A 15855-nucleotide genomic window follows, 5' to 3' on the forward strand; every position below is an offset into this window, starting at 1 on the left:
TCCTGTTATTCGATATTACTAATATTAGGGTCAATACCATCAACCTCTAAATCAAGTAATCCGATTAAAGCGTCAAAATCACAGATTACTAGATGGTGTTTGTCATAGGCTACATAGCCTAACTTACGTAACTCACTTAACATGCGATTTAAACTTTCTCTTGATGTGGCAGCAAACTCAGCCAATTCTTGATTTGTTAAGGCAATATCAATAAAGATACCATCCTCGCGCTTTACACCATAACTATTGGCTAAGCGCAACAAGGTAGAATAGAATGCTCCCTTCTTGCCGTAAAGTAGCAAGTCCCGGTATTTTGCCTGTTGACGACGCATATGTAAAGTGTAGATTTTCATCATTGCAATAGCCAATGAATGGTCTTTTGCAATAGCCCCTTCCAACACATCATAGCGTATACAATAAACAGAGCAATCCTCCCGAGCAATGGCGTTGAACACATATGTTCTAGTGTTCTCCTCATACAACGGAACCTCACCAATTACATTATTCGGCCCTACTAAACGCAACGCAAAAATGTGTCCGCTAGCTTCGAACTTCTTAATGCTCATTCTACCTTTTACTACTACGTAAAAGTATTCTGCCTTGTCCCCCTCACGGAAGAGAAAATCACCTTTTTTAAGATGTACTTCCTCACCCGGCAAAGCAAGCAATTGGTTAATTAATTTTTGATCCATACCATTATCACTCCACAGTACTTTTATAACAAAATCCATTAGTTATACTAATCTATTTATAGTAAAAGTACGTATACTATATACTTTTTCGTATATATATGATTATTATAACTTATTAATTTCAGAATATGTGTGTTTTACATCACATTCACAAAAAAAATTACACTATATAATATATCTGTGATGTAAGACATTGAAAAATATTAATGCTACAATAATTATAACGCAGTTTTGTAAGTAAATCGAATGCTTTCTATGGAAATTCTTTAGATTTTACTATATATATATATATATATATATATATACTATATATAATCTTATATATTTTTCTTGTCTACGTGTATAGTTGTTACAGTAAGGAGAAGTTCAAAATGAACGAACTAAAAATGCCTCAAGTAGGTGCAAGCCGCAGCGAAATCGTGGCTAATTGGCAACCGGAGAATCCGGAATTTTGGGAAAAGTTTGGCAAAAAAATTGCTAAACAAAACCTCGTTATATCCACTATTGCCTTAACACTTTCATTCTGTGTTTGGTACTTATGGGCAACCATTGCGGCTCAGCTAAATAGCGCTGGATTTAACTTTACTACTGATCAATTATTTACATTGGCTGCCTTACCAGGCCTAGTAGGTGCCACATTGCGATTTGTATACACATACATGCCAGCACTGTTAGGCGGTAAAAACTGGACATTTATTTCCACAATTATCTTATTAGTTCCTGTTGTGTGGCTCGGCTTTGCTGTACAAGATACAACAACTTCTTATGCGACATTTATGATTTTAACAGCCCTTATCGGTTTAGCAGGTGCCAACTTCTCATCCTCTATGGCATACATTGGTAACTTCTTCCCTAAATCTGAGAAAGGCACAGCTCTTGGTATCAACGGTGGCGTTGGTAATCTTGGCATTTCTGTAATCTACTTCCTAGCTCCATTTGCTATGGGATCTGCGGCTTTAGGTAGTGTATTTGGTGTAACGCCAACAATTATTAAGGGCAACGCAGTATATCTAGCTAATGCAGCTTTCATGTGGGTTGTACCTCTTGTTGTTATCCTTGCATTGATGACTCGCTTCATGGATAACCTACCTCTAGAAAAACCAAATCCTAAAAACCTCGTACAAATCTTTGGTAACAAGCACACATGGGCGCTAACATTGCTCTATACATGTTCTTTCGGTGCATTCTCTGGTTACGCAGCAGCACTTGGTCTATTAGTAGGCAAAGAATTCCCTGAAATTCCATTTGCTTCTATCGCATTTGTAGGTCCACTCGTAGCAGGTGCCCTTCGTCCTGTGGGTGGTTGGTTAGCAGATAAAATCAATAGTGGTACAAAAGTTACCTTTATTAGTCTTATCGGCTTATGTGCATCAACCGCATTAATTGCAGTTGGTGTAGATATGCACAACTTCCCATTCTTCTTTGCAATGTCCGTATTAACTTTTGTATGCTGTGGTTTTGCTACCGGCGCAACATTCCGTATGATTCCACACGTATTTGGCAATCCATTGCTCTCCTCTTTAATTACAGGTTTCGTAGCCGCTGTAGCTGCATATGGTGCCTTCATTACACCTAAGATTTTTGGCTTTGTATATTCCATGTTCGGCAATATTCACCCAGCCTTTGCTGTATTACTTGCGTTCAACCTTGTAACTGTATCTGTGTGCTACTGGTTCTATGTGCGTAAAGGTGCAAACATGAACGTATAATTTTCTGGAACAGAAAATTTACGTTCACTGAACAGTACAACAAAATATAATTCACTTTTCTATACTAAGTGATAAAAGAAACCCCGCATCTCTCCTCCATACTTATCAGGTCTGCGGCCTAGGGCCTTGACCTCGTAAGTCGGATCGATGCGGGGTTCTCTTTTATGAGAATATAGTTGCGAATGCGATACTCATATATTGTGAATTATATTTTGCGAAGTATAGTGCGTATATTAACTTTTCTATTCAAAATTATAGCCTTCATTTTGAGGGAAGAAAAATGGACTGCTAAGCAGTCCATTCATTCTAATTTGACGATATATATCTTTATCTCTATAATATAAATAGATAGTCAGACGAGTAGGAACGTCAGGCGCATCTCAAAAACAAAACATATAGGAAATGGCCTTTCTGTTTATCTAATTACACTGGGTAACGGAGGGCTATTTGCTTTTTGTAAGGCAAATAAGCGCTATAAGTGCACCAAAGGAAACGACTAATGTCAATATTCCAATGATAACTGTAATAAGTTCAAAGTCACTCATAAGCTCACCCCCTTCTATAACGAAGAGAGACCCAACCTCGCCGACTACCTTAAGAACATTATAAATCGAACGAATATACGATACAATAAGCAGTTATTTATCGATATATATGAATTAAATAATAATAAAAAGGGACTGCCAAGCAGTCCCTTTTTATTATCCAAAGATTTCTTCTAGTAGTGCATCATCGATGATGGTACCAACGTAGAAGTCGCTGAAGATGCCGTATTTTGCACTGGCTACTTCGAAGCGCATATCGTATACGATTTTTTTGAATTGGATGTCGTCATTACTAAAGATGGTAATGCCCCATTCCCAGTCGTCTAGGCCACAGCCACCAGTAGTGAATTCAGATAATACATCCAAGTATGTTTTACCAAGTTCACCGTGAGCTTTCATCAAAGCACCGCGCTCTTGCGGTGGTAACATGAACCAATTGTCATCACCTTCACGTTTTTTACTCATATTATAAAAACAGATATATTTATCGCGAGGTACATGAGGATATAATTTTTGATTAACCTCCTCTGTATCTAACTTGGCCTTAACATAGGTGCTTACTTCTGTTACAGATGTATAAGAGTATGTTTGTACTAATACGCTTGCAATGGCAAGACGGCGGAATTTACGTTCTACTTGAGCCAAGTATTCAAGGGATGGGCCGAGAATCCATAGAATTAAATCCCCTTTTGCTCCATTACAATCATAGAATGCATAGCTACCTTCTTTAGCTTGATGTTTAGCTTCAAGGTCAGCTAAGAATGCTTTTAATTCATTGCGCGCTGCTGCTTTTTCATCCTCTGTGAAGCAGTTCCATGCGCTGAAATCCATGGCAAATACCATGTGTTGGCTATGCCAACCTTCTACTGTAGGGATTGCTTTTCCCATTATGATCACTCCTATCTATGGTGATTATATCAAAATAATAATGTATATCTATAATTACGGAAATCAAAAGACTCCACTTACTATTATAGCATATAGAGTCTTTTCAATTTAGTTTCTATTGAGATTTTTTATTAGTATATTCTTTAGTTAAGACTAAATTACTGCTTTTAGGCTGAGATAATCCTATGTCGCTTAATACTGTACTAACGCTTTTAAGCAAGTCACTATTTTACTTGTCATTCACAAGTTTTTCTACGAGTTCTTTTGCTTGTTTTACACCGTCAGGAATCCCGATACCATCAAATGGCGTACCGATGAGGTGTAGATTTGGATAATGCTCGGCTACATGTTCACGGACAGCTTTAATACCTGCACGATGGCCTACATTATATTGAGGCATGCAGTGAATGAGACGATTGATGCGCACCCACTCTGGTTTGACCGAGAAACCCATGATATGTTGAATTTCTTTGACTGCCAATTCTGAAAGTTCCTCTTCACTGAGTCGTTCTACTACATCATTACCTGGCTTACCAATAAAGACACGCAAAACCACCTTATCATCAGGGGTAGTTTGAGGCCATTTTTGATTAAGAATGGTACACGCTGTAAGAGGTGTATCCGTATTACGGGTAATAAGCAGACCCGATCCTTTTAAATCACCATCAAAAGTACTTTTATCAAAGGCCATAATAGCAATGGCGCAACTAGATTGCTCCATGGATCGCAAGAAATCAAAACCCGCATCATCCTTGAACCATTGAGTATATGTTGCCGGCGGTGTAGTGATAATCACATGGTCTGCCGTAGATTGACAGCCACAAGAATCGTTACACGACTTCACTACATCAATTGCATATACACCATCAATATATCGAATATCAGAAACTAGTGCACCTGTATGCAAATGTACATTACTAGGCATAGCCTTGACGATAGCGGTAATAACGCTTTCAAGGCCGCCTGTCAATTGACGGAACATGCCGGATTGAGCAGCAGTACCCTTTCGACTTTCCATATCCGCTTGTGTCTTAGCAGACTGATGATTAGAACTAGTCTTTGTCACATGGCTAGAACCGCTTACACTATCACCAGCAGAAGTATCTTGACTAGTCTTAGCTTCGTGACTTTCAAATTGACGGTCCGTCATAGTGCCTTTACCAGCTCGAGGAACATCCCCTTCAGTAACAGCCCCTTTGGCGGCCTTAGAGACACCTGCTTTGGAGTGACTCATCTTAGCAGCCATCATACCTTTTACCATATTCCCATATTTTTGTTCTACTTGAATAAAATGAGGGAATGTCGACAATAGACTAATTTTATAAATATCGCCACCATAGATACCCCCTAATAGGGGCTCGATAAGTTTATCCATCATTTCTTGTCCTAAGTGGTATTTGAAAAAATGACCAATGGATACATCCCCATTTTCATCGAGTTGGTATGGTTTCTTAAAATAATCTAGGCCAGCACGCAATTTACCAGGCCAGGAAATGAGCGTTGCTTTCACAAAGGGCATCATTTCCGTAGGAATGCCCATGATGGAGCCGCCCGGAATTGGGTGGATAGAGCCCGTATCATATACAAAGGCTTGACCTGTTTCATTAGACACAAGGGTATCACCTAGTCCAAGATCATGCACGAGATCTGTCATTTCGGTTTTACGACCCAAATAGGAGTCAGGACCGAGTTCCACTACGAAGTCATCCACACGTTGCGTTTGTATTTTCCCACCAAATCGTGGTGCTTGTTCGAAAAGAGTAATGGTCCATTCTGGCTTTGCATGACCTAGATAATAAGCCGCTGTTAGCCCTGTTAAGCCACCGCCCACAATTGTTACGTTCACGAATGAATCCTTTCTATTATTGCACTCGCCATTGCTTGTAAAAATGTTTCATTACAATTTGGCATGGGTACACGCATATATGTTGCGCCCTTTGCTTCAACGAGTTCTTTACACTCCACATCATTATCGTACAGTACCTCAACGTGATTACTTACAAACCCAAATGGTACAAAAGCAATGCGAGTAGCATCAGTTTGTAAGGCTTCATTGATTGCATCCTCTACAGTAGGGCTCAACCATTGCCCATGAGGAGCTGCACTTTGCCACGCTACAGTCCATTTCGATAATTTACAATGTTCAGCAATCTCTTTAGCACTTTCCTCTAAAGCTAACGCATATGAATCGCCACCATGATTATTGATAAGAGGTATACTGTGCGCACTAAAAATAACGAATACATCTTTAGCATTATGCACACACTTTGAAAGTGCTTTTACCCAGTATTCCTTAAAAGTTGGTTGGTCCCACCAGGAACGGATAAAGTCAAATGTCACATTATCATAGTTTGAAATGGCTGCTTGCACTTGTTTTTCATAAGCTCCAGTACCGAGAGCGGTGAAGAATGGAGCCGTTACAATAGCGATAATATGCTCCACTCCTTGCTGGACTAAGGAGTCAACCGCATCTGCAATGGATGGTTTCATGTGTAAAAAACCAATAGCGGAAGGCATAGTCGGCAACAGAGTAAGCAATGCTTTATATTGGCACTCTGCCATAGTTTGAAGCTCAATATTTTCCCATTGACCGATTGTATCATAACGCTTAGTGAGATTTGTAATCTCTGCTTCCGTTGGTACACGGCCACGACGAATGCTCGTCATATAGGGTACTAAATCATCCTTACTTAAAGGGCTACCATAAGACAGGAATAATAATCCTTTTTTTTCTACGTTCACTAATTTACCTCTCTTGAGTCCAAATCTCACGACTACGTTCATGCACATAGTCCGTTAGCCAATGGAGTTTTTGAGGATCTGCCTCTGGGAATACGCCATGACCTAAATTAAAGATATGGCGCCCATAGCGAACGCCGTCGAGCAAGATGCGATCCACTTCGCGGGCCAATGTTTTTTCGTCTCCGAACAAATACGCCGGATCTAAGTTACCTTGTACCGTTTGTGTTACGCCGCGCTCGTTTGCCATAACGATGGAACTACGCCAATCAAGGGCAATGACATCTAAAGGCAAGTGAGACCAAATAGACACCAAATGATCCGTACCAACACCATTCATGGCCATTGGCAAATGAGGATATTTAGCTTTCACAGTCTTTATAATCCGCTCCATATGAGGGTAAATTCCTTGTTTATACTGGTCTGCATTAACAGCACCTACCCAAGAGTCAAAGATTTGAAGTGCATTAGCACCCGCTTCGGCTTGCATGGACAAGTACGCAATGGACATGTCCGCTAGTTTTGTCATCAGTGCATTCCACACATGAGGAGCACCTATGAGCATGCCACGAGTCTTATTGTAGTTTTTCGTTGGTCCCCCTTCGATAAGGTAGGACGCAATAGTAAACGGTGCCCCGCAGAAACCAATGAGCGGCACGTCGAGCATACCAGAAGTTAATAATGTAATCGTTTTCGCAATATAATCTACCTTTGTAGGATCAAAGGTTTCTAATTTATCCACATCAGCCATAGAGCGGATAGGTGTGCTAAACACAGGTCCTACACCGGCCTTGAGCTCTACATTTACATTCATAGCCACCATGGGGCTCATAATATCTTTGTAGAGAATCGCCGCATCGACGCCATATTCCTTAACAGGTAATTCCGTAACACGAGCACATAGCTCAGGCTCTTTTGTAATTTCAAATAAAGTATATTTTTCTTTGATTTTGCGGTATTCCGCTTGACTACGACCAGCTTGTCGCATATACCACACAGGCGTCACACCAGGGTTCTTCCCCTGGATCATGTCCAAATAAGCTGTGTTCAAGTACTCAACCCCTTTCGTTCTAAATGTATACTAACACACTATGGTAACCAAAACAGTTACTTTAGTTACAATCACTTACATTATTTATTCTTTAATAATCCCTAATAATCCCTGTGAAAGCATATGCCTCCACAGGGATTATTATTTCATTACCACTTTAATTTGACTGAGTCTTTAATTCAAGTCTGAAATTCATTTAGCTACGACTCAATCTATGGCAATCGATGCCCATAATAGATTGAGCCATATCATATACGGAGCGTTGACAAGTAAAGAGCCAAATCTGTTGATTTTTCCCAAGCTCAGCCAATAATTCTAAAGCACTACGCTGACGATTTTCGTCAAAGCGCACAAGAATATCGTCCAAGATAATCGGTAAGGACTCCACTTGATAAGAGAATACCTTAGCTAGGGCGAGTCGTAATGACAAGTACACTTGATCAGCTAAGCCACTAGACCAAAATTTAAGTTCTAGTCGTTCCCCATTATTGTTGATAAGTGCTACCCCTTTATTAATGCCTAGAATATCAAGCGTATACCTCTCACCAGTTAGTTTTTCAACATAAGAGGAGGCAAGCTCTAACATATGAGGTTGTTTTTCTTGTTCATACGATTGTTGAGCCTTATCCATACAATGGCTTATCAATACTTGTGTAGCCCAATCTTCTAGTGCAGACTCTAATTCACTTTGTAAAGCCTCTCGTTCTTGCAACATTTGGTGTTGCTCCTGGTCAGATCCAAGTGTACGCATTGCTTCAACGATTTGACCACGGCGCTCGTACAAGGTAGCCAATTTATCTTCAATAGAGGCTATTTCACGCTCAGAGTGAGCCAATTCATCTAACCAGTTATCTTTGTTGCCTTCTCGCAAACGACGATAGAACAGGTCTTTATTCTCCGCATCAGGAGCAAGTAAATCCAGCTGTACCTGACTTTGCTTGTAGATAGTTTGCCACTGTTTATATTGATCCTCATCGATAAGATGTTGACGATACTCGTTGGAACTTTCCATACCAGCTTTATGGAGCAGTTCTTTTTGACGAAGGAGTAGTTCTTTTTCCTTGCGGTGCCAATTATCGTATTCATTGCGGAAGCTTTTACGTTGTGCTTCCTTTTGTTCCCATACAATTTTATTTTGTTGAAAGTTCTTATATTGATTATAAATACGTTTTAATTCCGTAGGCGATACTGGTGACTCTATTCCAAGGTTATACCACAAAGCCATCGCTTGGTCTTCAATAATGCGTAGACCTTCTTTATGCTCCGCTAAACGCTTTTCATAGCCTTCTATAGTGCGTAGTTGCTCATGATATTGATCATATTCATGTTTGAGACCAAAGAAATCATCTTCATTGAGACTCTTAGCCGCCCCTCGGGGTAACCAGTTTTGCCATGCTGCGAGGGCTTCATCATAAATACCTTGTAAGGTATGCCCTTCCTGAATCCAACGCTCAAGATGTGCCTCTCCTTCTAAGGATGGTACAGGGCTCACTGTAGGTGTAGCAGCCTTGATCAAAGCCTCTAGCTGATGTTCTACATCAGATTTACGGGAAGATAAAATTTGTAACTCATAGTTTAATTTAGACACATCAGAGTTACCATTATGAAGCCTCCAGGTAGCATACCAGAATAGCCCCATAGATAGAATCAAGAAAATAAAACCACCTATAGTATATAATGCAGATTCAAGAACCAACAGGCCTGCTAATACTACCAATACAGCTATAACAGCACCTATACCACTAATGCGTTGTAGCCATTTTGGCAGAATTGTGGGCTGTGCGTCTGAACCATAACTATTCCGTCTAGCCTCTACTTGATCTATATCCATTAAGATACGATCTAATTCACGTTCTAAATATTCTTTTTTAGCTAATTCTTCTTCACTAAAGTTAGGTAAAGTTGCACCATCAAGGTTCGCCGTCGGCACCTCATCGGTAGCCTCTGCAGGCTTGCGGTCTTGCCAATGTAAAAGTTGTTCTTTTGCGGTGCGCAAACGACTTGCCAAACGTTCTCCATCAAACCAATTAATGTCTTCTGCCATTGGCTCATCGTGACGCCACGAAGAATGTAAGGTGCGTGAAAACTCTAATTGTTCTCTAACCTTACGGATGTACGCATCGCCTTCTTCGCACTCACGGCGTAATTGCTCCCATTTAGCACCTTGTTGAATAAGGTCTTCAATATCTTGGCCGTAAGTTCCAAATGGGCTATCAGGACTAAAGTTAGCGGGCATCAATGCCGCTTCCTTTTCCTGCCATAATTGCATATTGTCACGAGCCCGTTTTATTTCTTCATCAAGACGTAGGAACTCATCACGACTCAAGGCGAGCTCACTATTATACTGCTGCATGTGCATACGCGCCTCTTCACTGCGACGATATGTATCCCACGCACGCAATACTACATCGATACCATCCCGATATTCCTTCCATTCTTTCAACTGATTTTGCAATTCCATTTCGGTTTGCTCCGTACTGTGAAAGACGGTTTGTAATTCCACATATTGCGCTTCATGCTCCGCCAACTGACTCAACTTTTGACGGTTTTCTTTAAGCTCATCCATCAATACATTGATGCGACGTTTACCATTCGAGGATGCTACAAGTAGGTCTGTAGCCCCTTTTTCAACATCCTTAACAGCTCCACCTAAGTGTTCTCCCCCTTCGGCGCCAAAGAATCGAGAACGAACCTCTACCTCTTGTAATACATCAAGGCCTTGTAGATCGTCTAATGTTAACGCAAATATGCGGTTATATGTTTTTTTATCGATGCCATGCCACCAATGTTGAGCCGGCTCTTCATGGATGGCAGGATGACCAGGGCTGTAAAAGTCTAACTGCTTACCCTTACGACCGATATAGTAACTTTCACCATTACGGTCCACATCAAGGGCCCCCGTCATAGGGCCATAAGCCTTATGAGTACCGCCAAATAACAAGGTGCGCATCCCTTCGAGCAAGGATGTTTTACCACTTTCATTAGGGCCATACATGAGTTGAACCCCATTGTCACCCGTGGTGAAAGACCAGTCGCGATACGGGCCAAATTCATCAAATCGTATGCGTTTAATGTTCATCATTAGCCCCCATCAATACAGTAACACCTTCAATTTCACAACGTTTCAAAGCTCGTGCCAATAATTCATCACTCAATAAATCGGCATATGCGCCTAAGCGCTTAAATTCAGGACGATCAGCCATGATTTGACGCGCAATCTGTATCGCATCTCCATCTACCATATCGTCATAAGCACGCAAGTAATCACCTACTACATCTGTTAATAAACGTCGTTCAACTAGATTAATACTAGGTCGTGTATTAGAAATAATACGGTAAGGCATAACGAATATAGATTTGCCTTTCTCTTCATTTTGAGACTCTTGCAACCATAGTTTTCGAATCCCCTCTTGCGTACATAGGCGATGTAGAGGTCCCGTTCCGGACAAAACGAGGGACAACAAGATGTTTTTCTTATGTTGCTTTCGCAAGTTTTCTTTTTTACGCCGCAAAATCTCTAAGAAATCTGTTTCATTTTGCATGCCAGCAATATCGATTTTGATTTCCTCAAATCGGACTGCACAAGTGTCGATAAATCGCAAATCACAATGACCATTATGAGATACGGATACAAGATAACATCCCTTAGGTCCATGTTCTTTACGATGCAATCCTTGCGAATTACCCGCATAAACTACGAGAGGTTCCTCGCTAAGAACTTGAGATTTATGAATATGGCCCAATGCCCAATAATCCATGGCAGCCTCTGTTAAATCAGTTAAGTTACAAGGTCCTGTTACATTATGATTTTCAGAGCCTACACTAGAACCTACGGTACCATGCATGACAGCAAGGGAAAACTCATCCCGTTCAAAAGCTCTGTATTGACGAGCATAGTTGTCGCTTTCATTACCATGACCACAACTAATGCCATATACGCCACCAATTTCTATATTATTAACGATGAGCGGGAAACGCTGTACCTGTTCGCTAGAAAATATATGGACATTATCTGGCATCTGCAGTTGCGCTTTCCAGCTTTCAGCAGGATCATGATTACCTTGTACCATATAAACATCAATACGATGCTCAGCCAAACGATACATGGCGCGCACAAAACGGACTTGAGCCTCTAAATTATGGTCTTCGCTATTATAAATATCCCCAGCTATTACGACAGCATGCACATGTTCTGTAATAGCAGTATCAATAATTTTATCTAAGGCTACATAGGTTGCTTCACTTACGGCGCGATCAACAGCATTGCTAATACCTGTAGCATATTGAAAGGGTGCCCCTAAATGCAGATCACCACAGTGTATAAATCGAAACGGCTGCATCTATATCCACTCCTCCATTAATATTTTTATTATAGTTATATATAGTAATTACAATAGTTTATTATACTACAAAACCTTAAAGATAAGTTAAAAATAACTATCATTTAGCATCAAAAAGATATAGTTAAACTAAACTTCTCTTAACTATTAATAAATATAAATTATAAGATAAGCTCAGATTCTTTCATCATAAGATATGAACCATAACATGTTATTATTTTTGTTAACCAATTCATGTATTAAGTTGACAATTTATACGTGAACGTTTACAATCAAATTGTCAATATATTATGTTTTTATTAAGTTAACAATTTACCGGAGGCTATTATGGCTTTGCCTATAGATCAACAACCATCCCAAGTGGGCACATACGAAAAAATTCTTACCATTGCAAACCGCATCATGAACGGCGGCGAAATTACAAAAGAAGAAGCAATCGAGCTGATTCATACTTCAGATGATGATACCATGATTCTACTCGCTATGGCTGATAAAATTCGCCAACATTTCAATGATAATTCTGTGGATGTATGTGCCATTGTTAATGCTCGGTCCGGCAAATGTCCTGAAAACTGTAAATTCTGTGCTCAATCCGCACACCACAACACAGGCGTTCAGGAGTATCCTTTCATGGATGAAGAAAGCATTCTCCAAGCAGCACGTAAAGCTAAAGAGGCTGGTGCAATTCGTTTTTCCATCGTAACAAGTGGTCGTAATACTAATAACCCTGATGAATTTAATCAAATCATCCATGTATTAGGCCGTATCAAAAATGAAATTGGTCTTGAAATCTGCTGTTCCCTTGGGTTGTTAACTTACGAACAAGCACTCAAATTAAAAGAAGTTGGCGTTACTCGATACCACTCCAATATCGAAACCGCACCTAGTCACTTCCCAGATATTTGTACTACACATTCCTACGAAGACAAAATGTTTACCATAGATAATGCACAAAAAGCAGGCATCCGTGTTTGCTCTGGCGGCATTCTTGGTCTTAACGAAACATTAGAACAACGCGTTGAAATGGCGTTCGAACTTAAACGTTTACATATTGACTCCGTGCCATTAAACATTTTGAATCCTGTTAAAGGGACTCCATTTGAAAGCAACGAAGCTTTACGTCCATTGGATATCTTACGTACCTTCGCTGTATTCCGTTTCATCTTGCCAAACGCATTGATACGGACTGCAGGTGGCCGCGAAGTAAATCTACGAGACTTACAAGCTTATGCTCTAAAAGGTGGCCTAAACGGTATCATGGTTGGTGGCTACTTAACTACTGGCGGTCGTTCACCTCAAGACGATCTCCAAATGATTCAAGACTTGGAGTTGACTCGCAATACAGCTCAAGTCTAAAAACCTTATATATACCATTCTCTACATCAGTAGAGAATGTAGTATATAAAATATTCCCTAATTCTTTATAAATATTTTACACATAAAAAGAACCATCTAGTTTGCTGTACTAGATGGTTCTTTTATTTCCATAATAAAATATAAATGGCTTGACCATTTGTGTTCCCTGCAATGGGCTCAGGATTCTCATTAAATTCTACATTCTCATACGGCGTCCCGTCTGACATGTACGCATCTACCTTCAATGTTTCCATAGTTCGATTATATCTACTGATATAAACTTTATATCGCAATTCGTCGCCACCCAGTTCATTAACTCGCAGCCACAAAAGCGCATCGTAATCACTCTTCTGTACACTGTCATTGTCAATAAATAATTGGTTTCCTGATGCATCTGGTCCAACATAGTACCAGTCCGTTGCGTTAGTAGTCCCCCCTATACTGAGTAGCCACAAAAGTGTTAATATGGTGAATATTTTACTCATATGACTGCCCCTCTCATGCTATCGAGCTGTATATTTTATAAAAGCTTAATGTGGATAAACCTTTATAAAATATACAACTTCTCCTTTATATAATACCAAAATTGTCCCATATTTATCAACAATAATTAAAATTAATTACTATGTTTTTTACAAATATAAGAAACTTAAAGAAATTTATTAAATTTCTTCATTTTTAACTCATTTACCATTCCTATAATGATAATGTCAAATGATAGATAGAGGTAACAATTCCCTGGTTGCCGTACGTGTATTTATCTCCCGACAAGTAATACTAACCCCAAACCTACTACTTGTTTAAATACATGTTTCATTTGATATTAATACTAACACTCCCCTTACATGAAAAAAGGACTCCCAATGGAGTCCTTTTTTCGTTGTCTAAAAAATTCATAGAATACTAAAACATAAGCGAGTTTGAATACTATTTACTTTGTAAACCACGATAAACGAGTTCAAAAATAATTTTCTGAGCTTCTAACCACTCATCACTTTGAGACCACTTATATTCTTTATTAACAGCATATAGTCCGTGTACTAAAAATAAAAAAATAGATACGCCCACATCAAATGAAACCCCAAGTGCTTCTGCCATAACAAGCCCTTGCCGATCTTTTTCACGCCGTATAATGCGTTGTAATACATATTCTGAAATTTGTTCATCCAAAAATAAAGGTAAATACTTTTTATGTCGTATAATACGCTGACATAAAGGCAATCTATCAAAAATAGAATCGTATGCTTCTCTCAACGAAACAGAATTAGAAGCAGCTGATAAGGTGTTAGCTATAGTTTGTAAATTATTGTTATCTACCATTCCTGGCTTTGAATAAGCGATTGCATCATCCACTAAATCATCAACAATTTCCATGATATTACTATAGTGTAAATAAAAAGTAGAACGAGTTATACCTGACGTTTTACACAACAATGTTACTGTTATAGACTCAAAAGAATGGTTCTTTAAACAACTAAGCAACCCTTCTTTTAACAATATACGTGTCATTTCTTTTCGAGTTATCATAAAACCTCCAATATAGACACTTTTATACAATATGTCTATTAATAAACAGAGTGTTAATTATTGTTGAGACTAGTATAACAAAACAAGGTACACTAATTCTAGAGATTACAAATAATAATCTATTCAATTAAATCAATAATAATTCAATTAAGGAGATAACTATGACACAATATACTCACATTCGAAATGCAACGGGAAAATTAACAATAAAAAACACAACATTTCTTATTGATCCATTCTTAGCACCAAAAGATACTTATCCTGGCTTTGAAGGAACATTTAACTATCAACAAAGAATGCCTATGGTTGATTTGCCTGTATCAATGGATGAGCTATTAAACGATGTAACAGCAGTAGTAGTTACACATACACATCTTGATCATTGGGATGATACGGCAATCAATTCTATTCCAAAATCACTTCCTATTTTTGTACAAAATACAGCGGACAAAGAACTTATTACTACTCAAGGTTTTAACGATGTACGCATTATTTTTGAAAGTCTGGAGTTTAATGGTATCACATTAAGAAAAACAGGTGGCTCCCACGGCACTGTAGAAATGTATGCAAATCCAGTTCTCGCACCATTAGCAGGCGATGCGATGGGCGTTATTTTTGAAGCAGCAGACGAACCAACTGTGTACCTTGTAGGCGATACAGTTTGGACAAGTGATGTAGAGAAGGCCCTCCTTCGCTTCGACCCTAACGTTATTATTATGAACACTGGATATGCTCAAATTTTAGGCTTTGAAGATAGTATTATTATGGGTACAAAAGATATTGCCCGCATGGTGGTACGTAAACCAGAGGCTAAAATTATTGCGGTTCACATGGATACAGTTAATCATACTGCAACAAGTCGTAAGGATGTGCGCAAATTTATCAAAGGCACCAACATTGAAAGCCATGTAGCAGTGCCTGAAGATGGTGAAACCATCACACTTTAATAGGTCTAAAACAATTAGTACATTATACTACGGCCAATACAAGACTAGTAAAAAATCGATC

The 15855-nt window shown here is 39.2% G+C and carries 12 protein-coding genes; 3 read left to right on the plus strand and 9 right to left on the minus strand.

Annotated features, from left to right (window positions below):
* Nucleotides 1-5: 5 nt before the first annotated feature.
* Nucleotides 6-692, minus strand: a complete 687-nt coding sequence (locus tag E7K77_RS05130; RefSeq protein ID WP_004697810.1) for a Crp/Fnr family transcriptional regulator — start codon at nt 690-692, stop codon at nt 6-8.
* 371 nt (nt 693-1063) lie between these two features.
* Between E7K77_RS05130 and E7K77_RS05135 the strand changes: the two genes are divergently transcribed.
* On the plus strand, nt 1064-2401 hold the full coding sequence (locus tag E7K77_RS05135; protein WP_004697837.1) for an MFS transporter: 1338 nt from the start codon (nt 1064-1066) through the stop codon (nt 2399-2401).
* 701 nt (nt 2402-3102) lie between these two features.
* Here E7K77_RS05135 and hemQ read toward each other — a convergent pair.
* From hemQ to E7K77_RS05165, 6 genes are all read right to left on the minus strand, one after another.
* Nucleotides 3103-3834, minus strand: coding sequence for a hydrogen peroxide-dependent heme synthase (hemQ, locus tag E7K77_RS05140; RefSeq protein ID WP_077708019.1), 732 nt, complete (start codon nt 3832-3834; stop codon nt 3103-3105).
* Nucleotides 3835-4063: 229 nt separating this feature from the next.
* Nucleotides 4064-5680: a protoporphyrinogen oxidase gene (gene hemG, locus E7K77_RS05145; protein ID WP_325306380.1), complete on the minus strand. Its 1617-nt coding sequence runs from the start codon at nt 5678-5680 to the stop codon at nt 4064-4066.
* Nucleotides 5677-6576, minus strand: coding sequence for a ferrochelatase (gene hemH / locus E7K77_RS05150; RefSeq protein WP_325306381.1), 900 nt, complete (start codon nt 6574-6576; stop codon nt 5677-5679). The genes hemG and hemH overlap by 4 nt, the downstream gene beginning before the upstream one ends.
* A 4-nt stretch (nt 6577-6580) precedes the next feature.
* A complete protein-coding gene (gene hemE / locus E7K77_RS05155; protein ID WP_042986332.1) occupies nt 6581-7624 on the minus strand; it encodes a uroporphyrinogen decarboxylase in 1044 nt (347 codons plus the stop codon).
* Nucleotides 7625-7820: 196 nt separating this feature from the next.
* A complete protein-coding gene (locus E7K77_RS05160; protein WP_325306448.1) occupies nt 7821-10703 on the minus strand; it encodes an ATP-binding protein in 2883 nt (960 codons plus the stop codon).
* Nucleotides 10693-11964 (minus strand): metallophosphoesterase family protein, encoded by a 1272-nt coding sequence (locus tag E7K77_RS05165; RefSeq protein ID WP_123138385.1) that lies wholly within the window; start codon nt 11962-11964, stop codon nt 10693-10695. Before E7K77_RS05165 ends, E7K77_RS05160 begins: the two co-directional genes overlap by 11 nt.
* A 327-nt stretch (nt 11965-12291) precedes the next feature.
* Here E7K77_RS05165 and bioB point away from each other — a divergent pair, with 327 nt between their 5' ends.
* Entirely contained in the window at nt 12292-13320 is a 1029-nt protein-coding gene (bioB, locus tag E7K77_RS05170; RefSeq protein ID WP_060919357.1) for a biotin synthase BioB, read from the plus strand.
* A gap of 122 nt (nt 13321-13442) precedes the next feature.
* On the opposite strand, the gene E7K77_RS05175 is transcribed toward bioB, so the two are convergent.
* The gene (locus tag E7K77_RS05175) at nt 13443-13805 is read right to left on the minus strand and encodes a hypothetical protein (RefSeq protein WP_008603073.1); all 363 of its coding nucleotides are present in this window, start codon (nt 13803-13805) and stop codon (nt 13443-13445) included.
* 442 nt (nt 13806-14247) lie between these two features.
* On the minus strand, nt 14248-14847 hold the full coding sequence (locus E7K77_RS05180) for a TetR/AcrR family transcriptional regulator (protein WP_195213503.1): 600 nt from the start codon (nt 14845-14847) through the stop codon (nt 14248-14250).
* Between the two features lie 161 nt (nt 14848-15008).
* Here E7K77_RS05180 and E7K77_RS05185 point away from each other — a divergent pair, with 161 nt between their 5' ends.
* Nucleotides 15009-15794, plus strand: coding sequence for an MBL fold metallo-hydrolase (locus E7K77_RS05185; protein WP_195213504.1), 786 nt, complete (start codon nt 15009-15011; stop codon nt 15792-15794).
* Nucleotides 15795-15855: the final 61 nt, after the last annotated feature.

The organism is Veillonella parvula (assembly GCF_032577575.1).
Lineage (GTDB): Bacteria > Bacillota > Negativicutes > Veillonellales > Veillonellaceae > Veillonella.